Source organism: Desulfosporosinus lacus DSM 15449 (assembly GCF_900129935.1).
GTDB lineage: Bacteria > Bacillota > Desulfitobacteriia > Desulfitobacteriales > Desulfitobacteriaceae > Desulfosporosinus > Desulfosporosinus lacus.
This window is the reverse complement of sequence record NZ_FQXJ01000024.1, coordinates 1-24,703: the sequence shown is the minus strand read 5'-3', so window position 1 is coordinate 24,703 and position 24,703 is coordinate 1. Positions and strand designations below refer to the sequence as shown.

19 protein-coding genes and 1 pseudogene are annotated in these 24,703 nt (G+C 38.2%); 19 read left to right on the top strand and 1 reads right to left on the bottom strand.

Annotated features, from left to right (window positions below):
- Positions 1-6: 6 nt before the first annotated feature.
- From BUB11_RS22565 to BUB11_RS22540, 6 genes are all read left to right on the top strand, one after another.
- On the top strand, positions 7-1,077 hold the full coding sequence (locus BUB11_RS22565) for an FAD:protein FMN transferase (RefSeq protein ID WP_073032457.1): 1,071 nt from the start codon (positions 7-9) through the stop codon (positions 1,075-1,077).
- 189 nt (positions 1,078-1,266) lie between these two features.
- Positions 1,267-1,482 carry a NusG domain II-containing protein gene (locus tag BUB11_RS28535; protein ID WP_242947680.1) on the top strand — a complete coding sequence of 72 codons (216 nt, stop codon included), beginning with the start codon at positions 1,267-1,269 and terminating at the stop codon, positions 1,480-1,482.
- An 11-nt stretch (positions 1,483-1,493) separates the two neighbouring features.
- Complete coding sequence (locus BUB11_RS22555; RefSeq protein WP_073032507.1) at positions 1,494-2,054, top strand: Gx transporter family protein; 561 nt, start codon at positions 1,494-1,496, stop codon at positions 2,052-2,054.
- Positions 2,002-2,769, top strand: coding sequence for a CbiQ family ECF transporter T component (locus BUB11_RS22550; protein ID WP_073032456.1), 768 nt, complete (start codon positions 2,002-2,004; stop codon positions 2,767-2,769). The genes BUB11_RS22555 and BUB11_RS22550 overlap by 53 nt, the downstream gene beginning before the upstream one ends.
- Positions 2,770-2,876: 107 nt before the next feature.
- On the top strand, positions 2,877-3,866 hold the full coding sequence (locus BUB11_RS22545) for an aldo/keto reductase (RefSeq protein WP_073032454.1): 990 nt from the start codon (positions 2,877-2,879) through the stop codon (positions 3,864-3,866).
- A gap of 64 nt (positions 3,867-3,930) precedes the next feature.
- Positions 3,931-4,566, top strand: coding sequence for a flavodoxin family protein (locus BUB11_RS22540; RefSeq protein ID WP_073032452.1), 636 nt, complete (start codon positions 3,931-3,933; stop codon positions 4,564-4,566).
- A 707-nt stretch (positions 4,567-5,273) separates the two neighbouring features.
- Here BUB11_RS22540 and BUB11_RS27250 read toward each other — a convergent pair.
- Positions 5,274-5,414, bottom strand: a pseudogene (locus tag BUB11_RS27250) (IS4 family transposase); the annotation flags it as partial.
- A 473-nt stretch (positions 5,415-5,887) separates the two neighbouring features.
- Here BUB11_RS27250 and BUB11_RS22535 point away from each other — a divergent pair.
- The 13 genes from BUB11_RS22535 (at position 5,888) to BUB11_RS22475 (ending at position 24,430) form a co-directional block, all read left to right on the top strand.
- Positions 5,888-6,733 (top strand): hypothetical protein, encoded by an 846-nt coding sequence (locus BUB11_RS22535; RefSeq protein WP_242947677.1) that lies wholly within the window; start codon positions 5,888-5,890, stop codon positions 6,731-6,733.
- Between the two features lie 207 nt (positions 6,734-6,940).
- Positions 6,941-8,389 carry a hypothetical protein gene (locus tag BUB11_RS22530; RefSeq protein ID WP_200797974.1) on the top strand — a complete coding sequence of 483 codons (1,449 nt, stop codon included), beginning with the start codon at positions 6,941-6,943 and terminating at the stop codon, positions 8,387-8,389.
- Positions 8,390-9,217: 828 nt separating this feature from the next.
- Complete coding sequence (locus tag BUB11_RS22525; RefSeq protein WP_073032451.1) at positions 9,218-9,739, top strand: GNAT family N-acetyltransferase; 522 nt, start codon at positions 9,218-9,220, stop codon at positions 9,737-9,739.
- Positions 9,740-10,352: 613 nt separating this feature from the next.
- Positions 10,353-13,940, top strand: coding sequence for a PIN domain-containing protein (locus BUB11_RS22520; RefSeq protein ID WP_073032449.1), 3,588 nt, complete (start codon positions 10,353-10,355; stop codon positions 13,938-13,940).
- Positions 13,941-14,577: 637 nt separating this feature from the next.
- Positions 14,578-14,796 carry a hypothetical protein gene (locus BUB11_RS22515; protein WP_073032447.1) on the top strand — a complete coding sequence of 73 codons (219 nt, stop codon included), beginning with the start codon at positions 14,578-14,580 and terminating at the stop codon, positions 14,794-14,796.
- 1 nt (position 14,797) lies between these two features.
- Positions 14,798-15,370: a hypothetical protein gene (locus BUB11_RS22510; RefSeq protein ID WP_073032446.1), complete on the top strand. Its 573-nt coding sequence runs from the start codon at positions 14,798-14,800 to the stop codon at positions 15,368-15,370.
- Between the two features lie 49 nt (positions 15,371-15,419).
- Entirely contained in the window at positions 15,420-16,850 is a 1,431-nt protein-coding gene (locus BUB11_RS22505) for an AlbA family DNA-binding domain-containing protein (protein WP_159436966.1), read from the top strand.
- Positions 16,851-17,005: 155 nt separating this feature from the next.
- Complete coding sequence (locus BUB11_RS22500; RefSeq protein WP_073032442.1) at positions 17,006-18,163, top strand: AlbA family DNA-binding domain-containing protein; 1,158 nt, start codon at positions 17,006-17,008, stop codon at positions 18,161-18,163.
- A 282-nt stretch (positions 18,164-18,445) separates the two neighbouring features.
- Complete coding sequence (locus tag BUB11_RS26680; RefSeq protein WP_084110462.1) at positions 18,446-18,967, top strand: hypothetical protein; 522 nt, start codon at positions 18,446-18,448, stop codon at positions 18,965-18,967.
- Complete coding sequence (locus tag BUB11_RS22490) at positions 18,967-19,677, top strand: AbiTii domain-containing protein (protein ID WP_073032440.1); 711 nt, start codon at positions 18,967-18,969, stop codon at positions 19,675-19,677. The genes BUB11_RS26680 and BUB11_RS22490 overlap by 1 nt, the downstream gene beginning before the upstream one ends.
- 70 nt (positions 19,678-19,747) lie before the next feature.
- Positions 19,748-22,915: an HD domain-containing protein gene (locus tag BUB11_RS22485; RefSeq protein ID WP_073032439.1), complete on the top strand. Its 3,168-nt coding sequence runs from the start codon at positions 19,748-19,750 to the stop codon at positions 22,913-22,915.
- Positions 22,916-23,267: 352 nt separating this feature from the next.
- Positions 23,268-23,711 (top strand): GNAT family N-acetyltransferase, encoded by a 444-nt coding sequence (locus tag BUB11_RS22480; RefSeq protein ID WP_073032437.1) that lies wholly within the window; start codon positions 23,268-23,270, stop codon positions 23,709-23,711.
- Between the two features lie 251 nt (positions 23,712-23,962).
- A complete protein-coding gene (locus tag BUB11_RS22475) occupies positions 23,963-24,430 on the top strand; it encodes a VOC family protein (protein WP_073032435.1) in 468 nt (155 codons plus the stop codon).
- The last annotated feature ends 273 nt before the right edge of the window (positions 24,431-24,703 follow it).

The window sequence follows — 24,703 nt, the reverse complement described above, 5'->3', positions numbered from 1 at the left end:
TGAAAGTTGATCTTAACAAGAAATGTAAAAATAAGGCTGGCTGCAGTGTTACTGTTAATTCTCCTAACAGTGATATTGACAGCCTGTAACACAAATGTTGATATGGAAGATCAAGCTGATGGATATGAAGCTGATACCTTTGCTATGGGAACGGTTATTTCTCAAAAGGTATACGGTGAAAACGGCGAACTGACCAGCAATCAGGTAATAGAAAAGATGAAATACCTCGAAGGACTTCTGACGTTTAATGCCCCTGTAGGGGATATTAATGAAATAAATGTGAATGCTGGGATAAAAGATACTAAGTTGGATCCAGAGACTATCAAGGTAATAAAAAAGGCACAGGAAGCAGCCGAACTAAGTAGCGGAGTCTTTGATATTACCGTAGGCCCATTGGTGAAAGCCTGGGGGATAGGAACAGATTATGCGCGTATTCCTGCACAGGAGGAATTGCAAAAATTACTTCCTCTGGTTGATTATAGAAGTTTACAGGTTGATCAAGACTCGGCAGGTCTGAAAAAGGCTGGACAATTAATCGATTTAGGGGGCATTGCCAAAGGATATGCAGGAGATGCTGCCATTGAGATCTATAAGCAGAATGGCATTGAGTCAGCCTATATTAGTCTTGGTGGGAATGTCGTAACACTAGGCAGCAAACCAGATGGGAGCCCATGGAAAATTGGAATTAGTAATCCCCGGCCTAAAGGAAGCAATGCAAATCAAATAGTTGGCGCTGTCAAGGTAACAGACAAAGCTGTAGTAACAGCAGGAAACTATCAACGATACTTTGAAGAAGGCGGGCAACGATATCATCATATCCTCGATCCAACGACAGGGTACCCTGCTAAATCGGACCTCATGAGTGTAACCTTGGTCACTGACTCTTCTTTGGCAGCAGATGCTCTGGATACAGCTGTTTTTATTTTGGGTTTTGAGAAAGGAAAGGAGCTCATCCGTAAATACGGAGGAGTAGAGGCTATTTTTATCACCCAAGCTAAAAAAATTTATGTTACCGATGGATTGAAGGATAAATTTGAATTTCAAGATGAAAGCCAAGAATTTGAGTATGTAAACTAAATCATAACCATGAAATGGGGTATCAAATTCCAATATGAAAGAAAGGCCTAGCTTAAAAAAAGGCGATATTTTCTTATTAGCGCTTGGAATTATGGTATTAATACCACTGTTATGGTTCTATTTTAAAGATGGAAGTCAAAAACCAAGTGCTGGCCTTAAAGCAGTGATATAACACGCGATGGAAAGCGTATGGCTGAAATTGATCTTAACAGTGTACAGGAACCTCAAACTTTTGAATTTAAAGATGGCATAAGAGTGCTGATTGTGGCCGAAAAGGGTTCGATTAAATTTGTAGAAGCGGACTGCCCCGATAAAATCTGTATCAAGACAGGGACCCTTACTAAACCTGGTGATAGAGCAATTTGCTTGCCTAGTAAAACGATTGTAAAGGTAGAGGATGATTGAAGGGATTATTAATGGCTAAAAACAGAAAATACGCTGTGATTATAATTTTGGTCACTAATGCGATAATAATTTCATTCCTGGAATCGTTTATTCCAATTCCCATCCCGGTGCCTGGAGTAAAGCTGGGATTGGGGAATATCATCACTATGATAGCCATTGTTTTTCTGGGACTGAAGGATGTCCTCTTTATCGTAATTGTCCGAAGCTTTGTAGTGGCTATCCTGACGAGGGGTGTCGTAATGCTAGTCCTGAGTTTAGCAGGCGGTATCTTGAGTGCAATTGTAATGTGGTTTCTTTTTAAGAAGCTGTCGAGACTATTTAGTGTTAAAGGGATTAGCATCGCCGGTGCTATAGTACATAGCACCGCACAGATCCTGGCAGCAGGCTTTTTTTTGGGTCAAGCAGTTGTTATGTATTATCTTCCGGTTCTAATTGTTTCGTCCATTATCACAGGTTTAATTACAGGAAGCATTGCTGAGATTGCCATAAATGAAGTGGCTGTAAAAGGGGTATTCGCTGATGATTACAAAACAAAAGACCAACAATTTAGAGAACCTGGACGGTCTGATTAAGTTCGTTTTGACTGCAGCGCTGGCCTGTTTGCCGTTCTTTATAGAAAAGCAGCTGAATTATGTTATTCTGTTCGTTTTTTTATTGGGCCTAACCTTTGTTTTAAGAGTTAACTTACGAACCTTGATGGTTAGTGCTGCTTCATATTGCCTAATTGTTTTACTGCCTTATTTTTTTGGACTTTTGCTTAGCGGCATTTTATATTTAATGACTGACAACTCCTTATTTGGAGTTTACCAGGGATACTATGAAGTCTCGCTAAGACTATTCAGATTGTCTGTAGTTTGGTATGTTAGTATGCTTTACTTCCAGACTACTTCTATTGAAACAGTGATTGGGCTTCTGGATAGACTTTTTTCTCCGTTAAAATTTATAGGTGTTCCTGTTCCCGATTATTTAAAAGTAGTTATGTATGTAGTTATAGAGTTGAGGGAAACGGGAACCGAAGTCGTAAAGAATCTCAGAGAAGGTATGCGTTCTAATATAGGGAGTAAAAAAAGGAAGTTCCAGATAAATATAACAGGAGTATCACAAATAATAGTGTCATTGCTCGTAAATTCTTTTGAAAAAATAGATAAAGTACAGAGCTTCGTTGAAAATGCCAATCCTGAGGACTTATACGGTTATAGTTTTAAGCTAACTAAAAGGGAAATAGCCGCCATATCAAGCTTTGTCTTCTTAACAACTGTGGTTTCCATTGTTGAAAATGGATATTGATAATAAAACTTTGTGAAATATAAACATGCTGACTTACCCATGATGATAGTGGAATGGGAAATAGTTAGAAGCGATATTGAGTACCTAAAATAAAGGAGGAAAAGAACTTGCAAAAGCGTAAATTAGGAAAAAGCGGCCTGGAAGTTTCGGCAATCGGGCTTGGTTGCATGGGAATGAGTCATGGTTATGGCCCGGCATCAGACAAGAAAGAGATGATCTCGCTGATCCATGCAGCTCTTGACCGGGGTGTTACTTTCTTGGACACTGCCGAAGTTTATGGGCCATATGTCAATGAGGATTTAGTGGGAGAAGCCCTTGCCTCAGTCAAGGGAAAGGTGGTCATCGCTACCAAATTCGGGATTAAAGAGGTGAATAGCAAGCAGGTACTGGACAGCAAGTCAGAGACAATTAGGCGATCCGTTGAAGGCTCGCTCAAACGCCTTAAAGTCGAAGCTATTGATCTATACTATCAGCATCGTGGAGACCCCAATGTACCGATTGAGGAAGTGGCGGTCGTAGTACAAGACCTAATCAAAGAAGGAAAGGTCAAGTATTGGGGGCTTTCAGAAGCAGGAGTGGAAACAATTCGCCGGGCACACGCGGTTCAGCCGCTCACGGCAATTCAAAGTGAATACTCGATGATGTGGAGGAGTCCTGAAGAGGAACTGCTGCCGACGCTGGAGGAACTTGGAATTGGCTTCGTTCCTTTCAGCCCCCTGGGCAAGGGATTTCTGACGGGAAGATTTGATAAGAATTCGACCTTCGATAGTTCGGACTTCCGCAGTATCGTTCCCCGCTTTACTCCGGAGAATCTCGATGCAAACTGGGGTTTGGTCAATCTTATCAAGGAGGTCGCGGCAGGCAAAAACGCAACCTCAGCTCAGATTGCTCTAGCATGGGTGCTGAGCCAAAAGCCGTGGATCATTCCCATTCCCGGCACTAGGAAGCTGGAGCGTTTAGAAGAAAATCTAGGCGCAGCGGACATTGAACTGAGCCCGGAGGAGTTGCGCGCTTTAAACGAGGCACTCTCAAAAATCAAGATTTCGGGAGATCGTTATCCGTCAGGTTCAGAATACGCCAAAAGAGCGGGTAACTAACGGGAAAAATCCCTAGGACTTCAAAAAGTCTTAATCTACCAAAAACTAACGGAGGTAAGTGTGAATGAATGTTTTATTAGTGAACGGCAGCCCTCACGCCAAGGGTTGTACTTATACTGCCCTTGAAGAAGTGGCAAAGACACTTAATACAGAAGGTATTGAAACAGAGATCTTCCAGATCGGAACCAAACCCTTAGCAGGTTGTATTGCTTGCAAAACTTGCGCCCAAACCGGACGCTGCTCATTTTCGGACCGTGTCAACGACTTCCTTGATCTCGCCAAAGATGCCGATGGATTTATTTTTGGTTCTCCTGTGCATTACGCGGCCGCAAGCGGTGCAATCACTTCTTTCATGGATCGGGTATTTTATGCAGACTTGCTTTCAGGCAGACAGTCTTTTTATTTAAAACCGGCAGCAGCCGTTGTTTCCGCCAGAAGAGCAGGGACAACTGCCACTTTTGACCAACTCAATAAGTATTTCACCATTTCGGAGATGCCGATAATTGCTTCACGCTATTGGAACATGGTTCACGGTGCCACACCGGAAGATGTTAAAAAAGACTTGGAAGGATTGCAGACCATGCGCGTGCTGGCAAGGAATATGGCATGGTTTCTAAAGTGCAAGGAGGCTGGCAGGAAGGCCGGTATACAGCTCCCGGTGAAGGAAGAAAACATCTTCACCAATTTTATTAGAGAATAAGCTGATTTCTCAGTTGAGAGTTAAGAAAACTCTGTGTGCTAATTTTTAAGCTCCCCTTAGCTGCAAACAAAATGAAATCGTCTTCTCCTAACAATAAGCTTTCCATAACATGACAGTTATGGGGAGCTTATTGTTATAATTTAGCGAGTTGATTTTCCTTATTACGAACTAAATTTTTTTACTGTGCCCTAATACGGTTTTGTCGTTCTGACTATTATTTTCTGATAATAGTAATATCCGGCAGGAATATTTAGGAAAGTGATAGAATTTCTAGTTGAAAGAAATTAAACTCGAAAGCCATTTTACAATATGAAAAAGCCACTCTTTTCGGAAAGATCAAAGAGTAAAAGAATGAAAGTAAAACTTTGGAGGTTGGCACGCATCACTTTAACAGAGAATTTAGCGCCACTTAGCTAATATGAAAGAGGAATTGGCACGGCGCAAATTTTTAAACGTTAGACGACATGCCTAAGATATTTTGAGAGAGGATGTATTTGAATAATTAATAGAATCCCACTAGGGCCCTATACTGAGACCGTCTTTTCTAAAGATGAGTGTGGCTATCAGGAAGTATTAGACGATTTTGTAATGCTACAAAGGTCAACGTTCTCACTTTCAACATCTCTGCTCAGGGTGGTAATCTACTAGAATTACTTGAAGAGCGTCAGTATCTTTGACAATAGTTCATCCAGTTTCTTCTTGTCTTACGTCTTTACTGGAGTAATAATCACTGCGTCAGGGACAGCCATTCCGTTGAAACTCAGTCATAGATGCATTTCAATTCCGGCCTTGGCTTTTCTAAACACAGCCCAAGGATGCTTAGAAAGGTACAAGCTGATCGTCGATGCAGTTCCTGTTATTCATGACCGTTAGGCTAATTATAAGAAACCCGGGTAAGGACGCGAATGTCTATACTTTGAAGTTGAGGTGTATTAAAAAAGACCTTAGAGAGCGTAAACCTTCGGCCTGGTACACTAAAGCAGTTGTTTGCGAATTTGATTTACATGTAATTCCTCCTTCCATATTAAGAGGTCGAGCATTCTGATGCATAATCTTATTATAAATAAAGGAATACTTGTTATTTTGCTGAAATATCGACTGTAGTATTACCCGAGCTACAACCTTTTATTGTTATTGGTAACAACCAGTTCTCGGATAGAGAGTATGACCGACATGTGTCGAATACTACCTATGGAATTGGAGGGTTCTGCGATACGCTTCGGTAATACATCGTTAGGCAACATATCGTGTTAGATCGATCGCGCCATCCTTGGCGCGAGACGGTTTATTGGGTTGTATTATGGTTGTGAGGGAGATTATTATGAGCGAAATTTTAAAAGAACAAGTTGATGAATATATTGGAACTCAATTGGAATGCAAAGTAGTTAGTTCAAAGCCAGAGACAACAATAAGCGATATGGGACATGAAGTAACGATTTGGAATGTAAGGACAGATAAAGAAGGGGCTTGGTGGGTTGCGACTGGTGGAGGATTACCAATGAATCTATATTCTCAAGACCAGCCTTATTATTTTACAACTGATGAAGTATTTTCTTTTCATTTTGGCTTGATGATGAGATTGATGTACAGCGAGGAAACAAGGCCAGAACATGTTGTAGATTTCATCTCGAGAGAAGTGGGAATAGCAGCTGATATTAGAAGAAAACTTAAGTTAACTGCTGAAAAGCTGAATGAGGCCGTCGAAGTTGAGGAAATTCAAGCAGTAGGGGTTATGTGCCGAGAGACATTATTGAGGTTAATTGATAGCTTTTCAAATTCGGACATTATAGTAAAGAATTTAGAGGATTTTAAAAAAGCTGATTTTAAGAATCGAATTGAATTAACAATCAATACATTGTTGCCTGGGTCGAGGAATAAAGAATTTAGAAAGAGTATAAAGGATTTAGCTTATGGAGCATGGGATTTGGCAAATAATATTACACACTCTTCAACTAGGACAATACATGAGGCACGAGTATGTTTAACACTTTGCACTTCAATCATTACTTCGATAGAGCATTTATTATTAAATTATTTTGATGTATTATCTGGTGAACAGTGTAGAAAATGTGGCAGCAGAGATTTATTCATTGCAGAGAATGATGAAACTGATGAGCTGCTTATAGTTTGTGAAAAGTGTAATTATGGATATTTAAAGCAATTCTAAAAGGATTCGGGGGTGCGCCATCCGGGCGCACTGTGAATAACGGGACACGATACGTCGCTTAATAGCTTATTACCAAAATTTTGTATTATGAATGTAATAACCAGACTTCGGTAACGCGCGGGACGTTGTACTAACCCATTTTTAATCTGGGGTCAATGTGCTGTAATATGGAAGAATAAGAAACAATATTTAGGAGGATTGGTTAGTGTGTCAAAAAAAGAAGAGCAAGTAGAGATTATTGAACCATTAGATATCGCGGTTAGACAAACAAATTTACCCCAAATTAGTAACTTTGAGGCTTCACTAATGGGTCTATTACAAAAGCACGGATTACCATCGCAATCAATATTAGTTCCAATTTCACAAAGAGTAGCGGTTTTTAATAATATCGGCATTGTAGTCGACCAAGTCGAGATGGAACGAAGGAGTACATCGGTTTATATATCTAAGTTTATTGCTGCAGTTGCTAGTGGTCTGTTTGATGCAGCGTTAAACTACCTATGGGACGAAACTATCTCTGATTTAAGACGTAGAGTCGCTCAATACGATTTGTCTTACTTTTATGATAATGCTGTTAGCAATCCCGAAAAACGAAAGAAACTCGATAATGAAAATGACCTAGTTAAAATTGATGATAACGAGCTTATTCATGGTGCCAGGGAAATAGAATTAATTTCAGAGTTAGGCTTCAAACACTTGGACTTTATTAGATATATGAGAAACTGGGCAAGTGCTGCTCACCCTAACCAGAATGAAATTACAGGTCTTCAATTGGTATCTTGGTTAGAGACATGTATCAGAGAAGTTATTTCTCTGCCGTTATCTAATATTGTAGTTGAAATCAAACGATTACTCAGTAATATTAAGACTTCCTCAATATCAGATCCGCAGGCAAAGGAAATTGCTGCTTTTTTTATGAATCTAACACAGGATCAAGTGAATAATTTAGCATCTGGATTCTACGGCATATATACTCGAACAACTACAGATTCTCAAACCCGCCAAAACATTCATAATCTTCTTCCATTCCTTTGGGGTAGGGTAGATGAAAAAACCCGACAACAGTTTGGAATAAAATATGGTAAATTCGTTGCAAATAATGATCAGGATGAAAAAACATTAGCACGACAGTTTCTTGACTTGGTATCGGGTGCATCCTATATTCCAGACGATTTACGGGCTGTGGAAATCCAAGCCGCAGTTGAAAACTTAACCGCTGTCCATTGGGGTCATAATAATTTTTATAATGAACCTCCATTTGCACGTGAACTTAAAAGACTTGTCGGACAAGTTAAAATCCCTAAGCAGATAAATCATTATTATGTATTAGGTCTAGTTGAAGTATTTTTAACAAATGGAAATGGAGTTGCTTGGAATGCTGAAGTAGTTTATATAGAATTATTAGGAAAATTTGACCCTGACCAAGCACTTCTTGCCATATTGTCTTTTGATGATGAGAGAATTAGTAGTCTTCTACAATTTACCTTGTGCCAAAAAAAGTTCAAAGAATTATTAAACCTGATGAAACAAAAGGTTTCTTCTCCTGCTGTTAAAGAGCTTATTATTGATATTGAAACCTCTGGTAGACTTGACAGACTAAGGGATGACCATCGGATTAGAGAGAAAGTAGATAATATTTTACGCATTATTGCTTAGGAAAAAATGGGCATCGTATAACAGACTAAATATGAGAAAATATGAAAGTAATAACCAGATTTCAGTAACACTCGGTATGTTAGTACGCTAAGAAAGCTTGGTATTTCTTACAAGGTAAAAGTCCTTGTTGGGCAAGGCCTAAACCAGCCACACATATCGAGTGTTGCGCCGAAACTGGTAACAGCAATGAAGTGTACACAGAGAACCATATAGGCCATAAGGAGGACCATAACTCCTGAAGCACATTCAGCCTCGTTAACGTGTGTTCGCAAACGGACAAAGTGCAGGTAACCACGTGTTTAACGTCACGGAAGTCAATATAAAGGAATCATTAAAGGTGAGACTCCGGAGGCCTGTCGGGGTCAGAGAACATGGCATGTATAGTGAAAGAGATCAGGAATTTGGGAGACCCAGTTGGTTCCGACAAGACCGGTAAGACTTACCAATCGAAAAAAGGAAGACTGAAGACCAGCAGGGAGTCGGATTAACTCACAGTACTCTGAGGTCGGGATAACCGGCTACATGGGGAAGGGTTAACAAGAGTATGCAGCCTGTAAAGGAAACCCGCACCGGATATGTCGGATCGGAAATATGCTGGCAAACCTCCCTGCGGGGAATAGCAAAAAAAGCAACAGTAAACAAAACTCACCTGTTTGGAAACTTATATAAACTGCTTACCGTCGAAGCACTGCGCATACTATGCCCGTTAGGCTAATAATGATAAGTTCCGATAAACTAGGTTAAGGAACAAAAAATGGGAACTGTGACGCATTCGAAAATGTGTATTAAAGATCATACATAATTTAGTTATGTTATGGAGGTGTGAATATGGAAATCAGAAAAGCAACGCTTCACGATGTCAAACATATCAGCCGTATTCACGCGTTAAGCTGGAAGTCGGCTTATAAGGGAATTATTCCACAAGCTTACTTGGATGATCTTAAAGAAGATTTTTGGATATCAGCTTTTGAAAATTGGATAAAAGATGATGTATTAACAACTCAGATTTTTTTTGAAAACGACAGAACTATTGGCTGTGTTACTTATGGAAAATCTAGAGATAAATCTCTGCCAGATTGGGGCGAAATTGTTTCTATTTATCTTTTGCCTGAATATTTCGGTAAAGGATGTGGTAATAAGCTGTTAGAAATTGCTTTATTTGATTTAAAACAATCTGGCTATAAAAACATTTACTTATGGGTACTTAAGGAAAATCTAAGAGCAAGACATTTCTACGAAAAAAATAAGTTGCAATGTAATAAAGATGAATGTATTTGCGAAATTATGGGAAAACAACTTACTGATATACGGTACATTTATTCTTTTGAGAATTACACCCAATGGCCATGATCTCTGTAAAACAAGTCGAATTTTTCTGATTAAGCGTAGGGTACTCGGTAATTGCCTGGTTCCTATTATCCATATTTAGGTAATATGATTTTCGAATTCTCAACCGGCGACCGTCCTTAAGTATTGCTCGAGGGGAATGAATATATATAAAGAATTGAAATTATCAATAATGATCTGTGAAGATAATTTTATACATTGTTAATCTTCTGTGCAGAATCAAGAAGATACATGGTTTATGCTTAAAGAAAAGTAATAAAATGTAAATCATGATTGTAGTAAAGCCTTCGCCGTCTCGGTAGAAGTGCTTTTTATCTAATTAGACAAGATTCCCCTTACTTCGTGGGCATCTTATGAGATGATTAGATTGTCTTTTAGGTCAGATAACAAGGGGTTAGCAACATCGGGAGTAGTCATCGTGGGACAAGCCCGACATCGCTAACCCCTGAACGTTATAAGTAATACCAGACTAGCTGGTGCACCTAGAGTGGTATTTGCCCACATAAAAAAACGGCGTAGGCTACTAAGGAGGACGTTTTACAATGATAATATTCTTGCCATACTGCAAGACCTCTCGCGATATAATAACAGCGATAGAGATGAGGCGAGGCATTTTATGAGACATATTCCGACCTGTCTTTATATCGACACTGAGTTCTTCAAAAGACAAGGGCTCCGTTTTGACACAAAGGCATTTACCGTCTTAACGGGGACATTTGCCAAAGGCGGTCTACGCCTGCTTATTCCGGTGATTATGGAGCGCGAGTTATTTCGTCATTTTGAAGGAGAGGCTGAAAAGGCCGCTAAAGCCGTCACAAACGCTCATAAGTCATACCCTGTCAACAACTTGGCCCTTGTTGATCTCCCGTCACAAAAAGAGCTGGAAAAGAAATGCATAGAAGAGATGAAACGCCAATGGTCTTCCTTCAAAGAGCATTTTGTCGTTGAGAAGCTACCTATTGCTGGCAATCTTGAAGATGTTGTAGACTGGTATTTTGAAATCCGCCCTCCTTTCTCAAAAAGTAAACTGAAAGAATTTCCAGACGCATTTATTATCAGCGCACTAGACCAGTATCATAAGCAGCACCATGCAAACATTGCCGTCATCGGTTTTGATGATGACTTTAGGCAAGCCTGCGCGAGCAGGCGCTTTATCTTGTATTTCCCTGATCTAGGAAAGTACATCGAGGCGTTTCAACCGGAATTGTCAGGAGAAGAAAGATTACCAGGTGACGTTGATCTTACTAAACCCATTACAACCGAAGATCTGACGGAAATGAAGGCCATACTAGCACGCGGGAGCCAGGTGACTCCAATTGAAGTTGAGCGGGTCATGCAACTGTTGGAGAACAGAGGATCTAATTACGATTTCTTTTTCCAAAATGCTAACGTTGCTGTTTGGTTAAACCATCTTTCGGAAAGAGGATTTTTTCTCAATCCGCCCGACGTAGAGCAGACCATAGAAGGACATTATGTTGTTCCATCGTGGCCTCCCATCGAGTATCTGATACGCATTTTTGACGCTGCGCCTGCTGAGGTAATGGATCAAATTTCAAGGATTCCGAATACGGATAATTTTCGAGTTTTGGAAGGAATCTTGAAGATTGTGTTAAAAGCTGACTCGGCTGAGGCGGTCTTAATATTTTCTCGATTTATTACATCCTTTATTGGAAACTACCAATGGGGTCATGAACTCATCATTAGTTTGCTGAAGAAGTCATTTATTTTTGATTCACAGCTTTCCGAAGTTGCACCTGCCTTATTACTCAAGATTGTTGAGTTCCGTAGAGATCCTCGTGAACAGGAAAAGCGGTCCCGACGTAAAGAAAATCCGGAAGCTTGGAACACTTCGCTAGAACCGATCCCGCGTTTCGATCAATGGGAATATCAACAAATCCTTGAAAAAGGTGTTCGCCCCTTGGCCGAGCATGAGCCATATCAAGTTGCCCGCATCTTGATTGACGCGGTGGCAAGCATGATCCGGCTGGGAATGGATCCGGAAGATTTTGACAAAGGGAGAGGCCAGGACTATTCGGAAATCTGGTGTCGGAGGTTAGATAAACCGGATCGTGACTATCAGGATGTGAAGGAAACCCTGGTGCAGACACTGACCTATGCCTGTGAACAGGTCTATGACAAAGCTCCGGAATCCATTGACGCCCTGGATCAGGCATTACGAAATCATCGCTGGGAGGTGTTTAAGCGTCTGCGTCAGCACCTTTATGCATCACATCAGAGTGACCAGACCCTCCAGTGGATACGGGAAGAGATCCTCGGGCATGATGATTTTTCAAAATGGGAGCACCACTACGAATTCCAATTGATGATCCGCAAGGCCAGCGAACACTTCGGCCCCCGATTGCTCAGTGAGGACGAACGAAAGGGTATTTTCGATGCCATTCTCAACGGGCCTTCGAAAGAGGATTTCCGTGAATGGATGGGTGAGCGTTACTGCGATGAGGCTTTTCAACAACGCCAGCGCTATTTCCATCGCAGGCAGCTACGCCCATTTGCAGCACTGCTAAGCGGAGACGTTCGGCGTTATTTCTATGAGCTGGAAGGCGAAGCCCAGCTTGAAGCTGTTACCGATGACAGCTATTCACCCAACGGCAAGGTAACCAGTGGCTTTGTCAACTACCGGAGTCCTAAGTCAGCTGAAGATCTCGAAAACCTTACTGATGAGGAGCTTCTGACCTATCTGAACGACTGGGACGAGGAGCATCATGACAAGGACAATTGGCTAATTGAAATCAATATCTCCGCGCTTGCTCGAGTCTTTCAGTCCCTATTCAAAGAGAAGATTGTGCAAGATGTAGAACTTATGGCTTTCTGGATGACGAACCGTGACAGGATTGAACGACCGATCTATGTCACCGCAATACTCAAGGCCATGCTTGAATTCATCAAGGAGAAGAATTTTGACAACCTGGACCAATGGATAGAGTTCTGTGCTTGGGTATTGTCGCATCCAGACTCGGCGCGAGTGGAAGGTCAACCCGAGCCGCGAGACGAATCACGTGACCATCCAGACTGGAGCAGCTCACGCAGGGCCGTGGTTGATTTTATCGACGCCTGCGTAAACAAGGATACGAATGCGCCTGTTACAACAAGGGACGGCCTTGCCGATCTTCTTCGACAGGCGTGCAGTCAGTTTGACTGGCGACTTGACCATGACTGCCCTGTGCTGCTCAACCAAGATGACCCAATCACCGAGGCTATCAACAACACCCGCAGTCGGGCACTCGAATCACTTGTCAATTTCGGTTTTTGGGTTCACCGTCATTTACCAGTAGATAATTTGCCAGAAGTGACTGACATCCTCGCGAAGCGTATAGCAAACGATGCTGAAATCCCGTTGTCCCGACCTGAACATGCGCTATTGGGGTTGCACTTCGGAAACCTCTGTGCCCTCAATAGGGATTGGGCAATTGAACATCGAGAGAGCTTTTTCCCGCAGGGAAATAAAGTTGTTTGGCGGGATGCGTTTGGCAGCTATATTCGCTTCAACCAACCGGTCAAGCTTACATTTGAAATCCTGTTGGGTGAGTTTGAATACGCGATAGAGAACCTGAATGCTCTAACGGCAGAAAAAGACAACAGTAAGGAGTTTGTCGACAGGTTAGGCCAACATCTTTTCACCTACTACCTTTGGGATGTTTACCCTTTATCATGTGATGGAAGCCTTCTGGAGCGCTTTTATAACAAGACCAACGACGACCGGAAACGTTGGGCTCAGCTCTTCGATCATGTTGGTCGCTCACTGAGAAATAGCGGCAGACATTTGGATAAAGTTTTGACCGATCGCGTTATCGCCTTTTTCGATTGGCGCGTCGAAGTAGCTGAGCCGCTGGAGCTTCAGGAATTTACCTTTTGGTTGGAAGCTGAATGCCTTGACCCTAACTGGCGTTTGCAATCTTACTCGAAAATTCTTGATCTTGAGCGTGGGAAGGATGTAAGGCATTCCCTACGGGTAAGAGCTTTAAACAAACTGCTTCCGGATCACCTTGCTTTAGTTGTCGAATGTTTTGCGAAAATCACAATTGCCATGGACCAAAGCCCCCAGATGTACATTTCTGCCAACGATGCAACGCCTATTTTAAAGGCTGGCTTGAATGCTGAAGACCCTCAGGTTCGCGAAAATGCTGAACACGCCAAGGAAAATCTGCTGCGGCTCGGCCACTTTGATTATTTGGATGTTGAATAGGAGAAGAATGAGATGACATTTGCTCTAGACTTCGTTATGGGAGCTTTGTGGGATCGTAAAATTCAGCTAACAGGCAGTTCTCGGAACTTAGAATAAATAAATGTTATATGACACTTACACTTAAATTCAAAATAGATAATTAATAATTATTAGAAGTGAACAGCGATTAATGCTTGTTTAATGGAGTTTTGGAGGAATTATTTCATTTTTGATGTGGCACATGCATGTTACAACGCAAGGGTAGCTTCCTCTTATACATATTCAGTTAGGCTAATAATGCGAAGTTATTTACGATAAATCTAGGTTTTGGGTATTCATATAATAGGCGCATAAACAGGAATTTATTGTACTTATGTAAATCTGGAAAGCCAAGTATATATGAAGGAATAAGGATGCAGATATTTGGAATTTATAGAATGGTGTAATCTTAATAATGGATTCGTTTCACTATTGCTTTCGGCACTCACTTTATTTGTAAGTATTTTGGCAGTTATAGTCTCAGTACACACAGCTCGTTTACCATATAAGAAAAAATACTTGTTGTGTGTGGAAGCTGTGTTTCGGAGGACGGAGTCGGGCTGCATATAACAGCAACAAATGTGGGAAATCGTGATATAAATGTGAAAACGATAGGTTTTTGATTGGGAAAATAGTATACATCAACAAGAATACGATCTTTGAAAGCCAGGTGATACTAAAACTGGGTGAAACAACTTCTCAATATTTCCACATAGAGGGAATGAGAGAAGTAATCGAAAATAAAAAGATTAATACTTCAACTAAAGTATTTGCATTTGTTGAGGACAGCGAAGGAAAAAGATATAAAAAGATATTAGTAAGAGCTGGAAAGGTATAGGATGGATAATTTCGAACGATGTGATTATTGTGGGTTATTGTTGCAACATATTGGTATATTACAGAATGAATTAACACAATCAGAACCTGAGACCAATAACAGATATGCAACTCTATTGGAATTGAAAAGTTATTACTGGCTTATAAAGGCATTTTATAATAAGGTTTTAGTCCAATGCGATTGTGAATATAAGAATAGATTTTGTTCTATTTTAAAAGATTTGTTAGAACTATTTGAAGAAAATGAAGTGAAGCTTGATGCAGATAAAATGAAGTGCGATATATGCCGAATTCTGCCATGTGAATTGTTTTCTCTTTTGGATGCAGCATGCAAGATTTCTAATCAACAGGGCTTAGAATCAATGTATGCAGAATTGCATTATCATGTATTTATTTCATGGATATACGAAGATGATCATCTTTCTTTTGCTTCAAAATGTACATATTTTGTAACAGCAGATACAACTTTATATGACAAAGCAAAGGAAATATACGGATTCCTAGGAATAGGAACAATTCCAGTTTTACTAGATGAACTTATGGATATGCAAAATGATATATTAAAATTTATCTAACAAGGATTATCTTAACAACTTCCAATTTATCGTTGTGATTATGAGCACAATGGGAAGTAAAACTGTTTTCTATCAGCTTAATATTAGCCATATTGTGTTAGTTTCCTTAAACATAGTTACAGACTTAGTGAAAAATAGGGATTATTTATCCTTGGATGTACAGGCATACAGAATAATATTAATTGGAGGAGCTATGAGAGTTACCACTGAGATTATAAGAGATCGAGTTGGGAACATACCAGCATTCGACGTTCGTATCGAATTATTCAAAGATACAGGTAGCATACGTCTTTTGAGACTATCAATCACATCCTGCCAGCGAGACAATGAGATAATAAGATTTTCAAAAGCTGTATTTGACTACGGAAAATTCGTATTCATAAAAACATGCTGGTCGGGAGAGCAAGTGGTTGATTTATTTGATCACATGCAAAAAGGCCAGTCTTTTGAAATCGAGGGCTTTACATCTGTTTTTTGGGAAGTCAAGGCATCAGGAATTGAGTTTGATACCTATAGGGTTTTTAGTGGACAATGGTTTTCCCTACCAAAGCGAAAATACCCTTATGATCTTTACACATCAACAATTGATATAGATAATTCGCCCGAATTTGAAGCGTCCCAGCCATTGAATAGTAACGGAGTGCCATACTTTCCAACACTTCAGGACGCAGAAGCATATTTTCTGTTTGACACATTCCTCCAAGAAATGAATCAATCTCGTAAACAGATTCATGTTATCATAGATGATCAACGAGCTAGATTCAAAAGAATAATTGTAACCAAACTTGGTTTGAGAATATCATTAGAAGGCAATGAATTGTCAAGTTGTGAATTAAAGCTCTTTGGCAAGCGTCCTGGATTAACAAATGTTCGACCAGTTTCTGAGACCAATGAAGTTGAAATTCCACTGGAAGCTTTACCCATGGAGCTAAGTGTTCTTCTTTCGATTGGAAATGAATCAGTCGACAAACGATATATATCTGATAAGCCCTCATTTTATGCCCCGACTGAAGGAATTACTATAGAGAAAGACGAGCAAACAAGTATAGATGGAATATTGATGCTTAGAGGAGAAAATCAGTATATTGATTTTAAACAGGAATATACAGATAAAATCTTATCTACTGTTTGCGCCTTTGCAAATGCAGAGGGTGGGTCAGTATTCGTTGGCATAACAGACGAGGGAGAAATTCTCGGTTTACAGGAGAAATGGGATGACTTGCGACTACGAGTAGAGAATGCAATATCTGATCGAATGCTTGGGCATGTAAAAGTGAATTATATACCTTTCACTTATATGATATCGACTGACGAAAGCAAAATAGTTTTGGAGATTAAAGTTGAGGAGGCAAATGATAAGCCTATTGCCTTACGTGATGGAAAAAAAGAAAAATACTATTTACGACGGGATGGAACAAATCGAATTATAAAGAGGGATGATTGGGCTTATCTAATTCGCAAAGAGCGAGAAGTTACTTAGGCATTTTGGTATCCTTTGGGAAGCTTTGGAGTCTCCAATTCTTCCGCAATATTGTTATCAATAAGATGATCCTTAGTGGCTTTGTGGTGAATGCGTGCCAGATTAGATCATCCATCCAAAAAGCTACAAGACTACCATTCAGTGAGGTGTGACCTATGGAATCATTTGAGTTCGAGCAAGAAATAATTGATTTAATTGCTTTGAAACAGGAAGGAAGTTATTGGGATTTTAAACGAGAGTGGCATCATACCCTTCCTGATTTGCTCCACGATATCATCTGCATGGGCAACAACCTTGAAAGCCGAGATGCCTATATCATTATTGGTATTGATGAGGAAAATGATTACATGGTGGTTGATACTGCTAAGGACAAACACAGGAAAAATACGCAAAAGATAGTTGATTTCTTGCGCGATAAAAAATTTGCTGGCGGTATTCGTCCAACTGTTTATGTCCAAACCATTTTCCTGCAAGGTCAAACTATTGACGTCTTGGTTGTAAAAAACGATTATAATACCCCATTTTATTTAGCAGAGAGCTATCAAGGCGTATATGCTAACAACATTTACATCCGAATGATGGATAGTAATACGCCTAAAACTGCCTCTGCGGATAGAAACCACGTTGAGTACCTTTGGAGAAAGCATTTTCGTTTAGATGCCAGCCCTATAGATCGTGTCTTGTATTATCTAACTATTCGCAAGAATTGGCTGAATGCTCACTCGGAAACTTCGTCAATTGAGTATTACAAATATTACCCAGAATACACGATTGAGCACAGCTCGGCTGGTGAGGATAGAGATGGTTATGTATATTATCTATTCAACCAAACAGACCGACGTCCACATTGGTACGACATAATCATCCGCTTCCATCAAACGGTTATCGCTTCGCTTGGAGGTGCTGCGTTGGATGGGGGACGATATTTTACGTCAACTCCGAAAACAGAAGGGATACGATTTAACCGGAGCTCTATGGACTATGATATTTACTACAAATACTTTATAAAGGGTACTCTTGAATATATCGTTCATTGTTATTACTACGAAGATGACGGAGACGAGGCTCGGCATTCTCATGATCGCTTTTTGGAATGTGTATTAGTTTTTGAAACCAAACAAGAAAAAGAAGAATTTGAGGATTTTGTATTTTCGCACCAAGATCAACATGCAGACTTAGCCAAAAAGGTACATCTACCGTATTTCCCCAATTTGGATGGATATAGAATGAGCGCCTTCAAGCGAGAATACGCCAATGCGTGTGCCTTAAAAGAGTTGCTTGACAATTTTAGGAATGGTGTGGTGACTTCATGAAGTATGTATGGCACTGCCGGTTGATTCAGTAGATGAAGCAACAAAAGATAAGCTGATTCTTGACAGATGAAATATTTTAAGTACTACATAATCGGTAATGACTGTACTTCCCATTATCAATATACACATTAGGCTAATAATGCATATCTCGGTAGAGGCCGAATTATAGCAATAATGCGCAATTCATACTTGTGTTTATCCCGATTAAATATAGGATGGTCACTGGATACGAAATAATGACTGCTGAAAAAAGAGTGAAGATTCCACAACGGAGGGGCGATAATGGAATTCAATAAACTTCCCATGAACTCAAAAAAATTGCTTGATGAAATTGTAAAAGCTGAGAATCCTACACAGTTGTTATGTGAACGCTTTGAAAAATCATCTTCTAAAGAAGATGAAGAGCTACGCAACCTTATTAAGGAGTTGTGTCAATCAGAATATATCAGGATTCCTATGTGGGCTGATAACAAGCCATATCATGTTGTTGTTAATAACTCTGCAAGGACATATGATAAGCAGCTTGCGGAATACGAAGAAGAAAAAAGGGCGCAGAGAGGAACAATATATATTGGTACCGTTAATGATAAAAGTGTGAAACTTGGTAACGGAAACAAAATTAGCAACTCTAATATTGCTGGAATTATTGAGAATCATTTAGACAGTGCGTCACCAGATGTGAAAAAATCATTCTATGAAAAACATCCTGTTATTTGTAGCTTTTTGGTTTCTTTCGTGGCAGGAATTGTTCTGCTTTTTACGTTCTGGTCAAATATTGTTGAGTTAATAGAAGGAGTATTTTAATGGCAAGGAGTAAGATAATACAGGACTTAGCAAATAGCAAAGTCGACACAATGACCGCTTTGAAGCGTGCAAAAGTTTTGCTCTCCGAATTAGGAAATAGTGAATTGCTAAATTGGATCAACTATGAAATCACAGGATATCCTAGCGAAGTTATACTTCCTGATTATAGAATTGAACATGGTAATCTCATAGGATCATATTTTAAAGGTTCAATGGCATCACATATGAAGTGGACTAATGTTTCCCTACCATTAGGAAAAATGCCAGATGATATAAAAAAAATGATTCTGAGTGTGCAGTTTCGTGAAGGTGTAGATGCTTTAAAGAAATTATCTAAAAGCAGTGTAGATGGCAGTGGTCAATTAAAAAAAGTCATTCCCGCAGATTTCTTCCCTGCAATCGCAACATATAATGAAGATCCATACATGATGATTACATCTGCAAAAGTACTGATCGGTCCCCAATGTATTCAGAATGTCTTTTCAGTGATAGAGAATAGATTACTGGATATTTTGATCTTATTGGAAAAAGAATTCGGAAATCTGGATGAATTAGATTTAGACGTGTCAAGTAAGACTCCAGAGGAATTGCAGGATATTACTAATAAAATAATTGTGATTGTTTACAATGATCACAGTGTAAATATTGGTGATGGCAATAAAATTACGAGATCCGATATTGCATCATCTATAAAAAATAAACTCGATTAAAATTAATTATTATTTTGTTAATTATTAATTTGATTTTCTGGAAATAAATTGAGAAGAATGAGGTGTGAAAATGAAGCTTGAAGTACGATTTTTTGAATTAAGCAAGAACAGCAAAAAGGCTACAGAAATTTATAATACCTGGCTATTTATAAAAAAGGATATTTCTAATCAATTAGATAATGTATCAGTATATTTTCCGCATTTTAGTTTACATGATTCAAGCCATTCTGAAACGATACTAAGTCAGATAGAGAGGATATTAGGTGATAGGATTAATGATTTATGTTTTTCAGATATATATTTACTTTTACTAGTGTCTTATTCTCATGATTTAGGAATGGTGTTGCAATATAGTGAGGTTGAAGAATATTTCAGAAGTGAAGAATATGTTAATGATTTAACTAGATTTTCGCAAGATGAAAATAATCCACTATATCGAACATCAAAGAGACTTTTAGAAGTTGATATTGTTAAAAATGGAATGAAGAAGGAGTATATAGATTCTCTAAAAATATACGAGGATGTGTTAAAAATTGTTGAATTTCACTTTAGGTATAATCATGCTTACAGAAGTTCAGAAAAACTAGAAAAATATCTTTGCGGTAAATTACAGATTAACAGGGTCATAGGCATTAGAATTATTCGATTGATTGCAAAGATATGCGAACTACATCAAATGGATTACAATCACATTTTGGAATTGCCGCATTCAACAAATGGAATATCTGATGATTATTGTCACCCCAGGTTTATTGCCTTTATGCTTTGTTTAGGTGACTTGCTAGATCTTGATACAGACAGATTTAACGAGTACTATTTAGAAACAACAACGCCATTACCTAATGAATCAGAGTTGCATAAAGCAAAACATGAGTCGATTCTCCATTTTTTAGTTAACACAAGCGGTGTTGAGATTATTGCTGAATGTGAGATTAAAGATGTATATAGAATATTACAGGGTTGGGTTGAGTGGATAGATGATTTGTTGAAATTTGGAGCTTTGAATTGGAGTCGTTTAGTACAAAATGATTTTGGTAATTGTCCTGCTTTGATCAAAAGAGAGATAAGTTTTAAAAATAATAAAAGTTGGATGCAGTATAATAATTTGAAATTCTCAGTTTCACAAGATAGAGCTGTTGAGCTTTTGGTAGGTGCAAATATTTACCGCTCAAAGTTTGTATTTTTACGCGAGATAATTCAAAATGCAGTAGATGCTTCCCTTATCCAATTGTGGAAGAAATACCAACAACTTGGTGAAGTAACAAGTATATTCAAAAATAATTATTATGAACGATTGATTGAGGAATTTGACATATCATTAAAAATAAAAGATGTGTGTGGACAAGTCCTGATTGAATTAAGAGATAAAGGGACTGGGATTTCATTAGAAGACATTCTAAGTATTTCCAAAGTAGGAAACAAGAGTAGAAATCACGAGATTCTAAATGAAATTCCTGAGTGGCTAAAACCGGCTGGAGCTTTTGGTTTAGGGCTACAATCAATTTTTATGGTTGCTGATGAATTTGAAATCATCACTAAGACTGAAAATGAAAAGGCTAAGAAAATTAGATTTGAAAGTACCACCACAGGAAAGGGATATATTGATATTGAAGACTATAATAAACCATTTGAAAGAGGCAGTTGCATATTTGTTAAAATTAGTAATGAAAAGGTTTATTACGATGATTTATATTGTTCAAGATTTGCTTATGAAACCGAAAGCAAAACTAAGTTGATCCAACAACATATATATAGTATATACAATAATAAGTCAGAGGGTAGACCTATTGGTATCAGTAGAGAAATGAAGTTAAAAGAGTATGTAAACGTAGATTGGCAAATAATTCTAGAAGATGGTAAAAAAGTAGTTGATGAAAGATTATATACTACTATTTTTGATGAGAATTTATTGAAAATCGTAAAAGGTAAGCTTGTCATTGAGGGGAATACACTACGTTATACATATTTTGATCAGGATACCTTGACAATTTGTTCATTGAATTTTATAGATTTTTATGATGATAATAAAACGATAATGTTCGATGCTTATGACAATAATTTTAACGCATCACTGTTTTATAAACATGAATTTGTAAAAGATGAGATTATTAAAGAAAGGATTGGCCTTTCGCATAGTAGTCAATATAAGAATTTTGATTTTTCTGTTAATATATTAAGTGGAAATGCTGAGAAGCTGCTGACAATTGATAGAAAGGGAGTTAAGAAAGAATCAGAACAGTTAGTGATTGAAATTGTAGAAAGATCAGTGATGAATACAAGTAAGAAACTAATAAACGATTTAATTACTAGTAAAGAAAGCTTTGGTTCTTTAATATTTAAAATTTTTGAGTTAGCAATATATTACGATTATAGGGTTGAAGAGTTCTATAGCGTTTTTTATGATAATATGGTGCAGTATTCTTTAGGAAACTACCTATCAGTGGAAGCAGATATTAATTCGAATAAATATAATACAATAATTAGATTTGATGAACTATATAAGAATGAAATTATCTTTGTTTGTAAAGAAATTCCTGCTAATGGTGATGGTATTGAAAATAAGATTATTGATTTAGGTTCTGAAAATAGAGTTTTCTGGTTGGAACATAAATCAATTCAAACTCCCAATTATGCTAGACAAAAGATGTGTGTGTCACACAAAATATTAAAGGGATTTCTAGGTCAGTTAAAGGGGAAAGTGTACTTTTGTATAAAAGTAAAACCGTTTGGAATTGGAAATATTAGGAATGATTTTGAAAAGGATGACTATTTTGTATTGTATGATTTTATCTTTGCATTAATAAATGATTACCGAGTTATGCTAGGTAATCACAAGTTTCCTGAGATTGGTGTAGCAACGGGGTATAGTAGATATTCAAAAGAAACTCTTCAATATGAACTAATTTTACCAGAGAAACAAAGGATGATAGTAAAGGATTATTTACTTGGAAAGTGCGACGAATTTGACGAGAATGCTATGATACAAGAAGTTATTACATCACATGAATATGAAAAAACGACAAGTTATATTACTCGTATGAACGATTTATCAATTGAAGTTGTAAATGAAAAATATATACTTTTTATTAAAGAGTTACTTGAATTAATTAAAAATAAAGAGAAGATGTCTCCATATGTAGATGAATTCCTAAAGGAGATAAATCTAAATCCCAGAACATTATATCAGTCAAGTAGTAAACTTGAGGATGTGCTATATTCAAATGATTATATAATATAGACAATAGAATATTAGTTTGAATACTAGTCTTAAAAACTTCATTTTATATTGTACGGAGAAACTTATTACAAACGATGAGTAATTGCGTTAGGGGATTGTTCATTTTTTGATGATGTGACAGTTTCATTACCCAAGTGAGAAATTAGAGAATATGAAAGCAACTTCCCGTTAGGCTAATAATGGGAATGTAAACGATTAAAGTGGAATTTCTAATTATTTATATTACGGGAAACAGCTCGTGGTAGCGCAAGATGGTGAAAGCAATATGCTTTTCACAGTATTGGGAGTACAAAGTCCTATGTATATAAATGAATGATGCGATTACTAAAGGCAAAAGATTGGATGGTGCATTTTGGAGATAAAAAGTATTTGCGAAAACAAAATGCAGTTCCTGGATTTACTCTTGTTAGCTGATGAACAAGAATTCATGATAGACAAATATTTAGATCGAGGGGATCTTTTTGCCTTATATGATAGCGACTTGAAAAGCGTGTGCGTAGTTACACGGGAAAGTGATGATGTATGTGAGCTTAAAAACATAGCCACTTATGAAAAATGGCATGGTTATGGGTATGGCAGCAAACTTTTGCATCACATTTTTTCACATTACAAAGCCAAGTACATGACTATGATTGTGGGAACAGGTGACAGCCCATGGATATTACGGTTTTACGAAAAAAACGGTTTTAGGATTTCGCATAGAGTTAAGGACTTTTTCATAGACAATTATGACTACCCAATGTTTGATAACGGTATTCAATTAGTGGATATGATTTATTTGAGTAAGGCTCTATAACTTAGTCAGCATTCACTCAAAGGCGCAGAAACGCATTATCGTAAGAATGCTACGTAACGATCAGTTTTTTATTATTTACCCTCGACAGATACTACAAATAGAACTATTTTTCAACTTTCTGTAATGAGCATAATGGCATGTTAATAGATTCTGGATGCGCTTCATATTATCCATATACTGGTTAGGCTAATGCAGGAACGAATATTAGCCAAATTTTAATTCTTTATTAATCTACACAGGGGGATAGTGGAATGAAATATACTTGCACGTTGATTGCAGTAAGAAATATTGAGAAAGCAAAGCAGTTTTATCACGATGTTTTAGGGTTAGAGGTTGTTGCTGATTTTGGGGCAAATGTTACTTTGACAGGCGGTATTGCATTACAGACAGCTGATACTTGGAAAGGCTTTATTCATAAGCAAGATGAAGAAATCGTTTTCGGAAACAATGCATGCGAGTTGTATTTTGAGGAAGATGACATGGACAACTTTGTTGCAAAGTTAAACATTATCAAAGGTATCGAATATATTCATCCGCTCTTTGAACATTCGTGGGGTCAACGAGTAGTTCGTTTCTATGACTTGGATAAGCACATTATTGAAGTAGGGGAAAACATGAATATTGTTGTTAAGAGATTTATCGAAACTGGACTTTCGATTGAAGAAACGGCTAATCGTATGGGGGTCCCAGTTGATTATGTGAGGTCGTGCTCAACGTAAAAGGTAAGCATACTGGGATATTCGGAAACTATCAATTAAGCTAGCATTATCGGTATTGCAGCATGCTAATAATTGGAACAACTGGATCACCTTGGTTCGAAAAATATTTAGTTTACAGTACTGAAGAAGGGATGTCACTACATGAATTATAAATATTAATTTAATGCGAGGCAGTGTGAGTGCGAATGTCAAGAAAATAGTGAGCCACTCGCCAGAAAAAAGTTGATCCACTAACGCCAGTAAAATAGTGAGCCATGTTGGTGAAAACGCTGG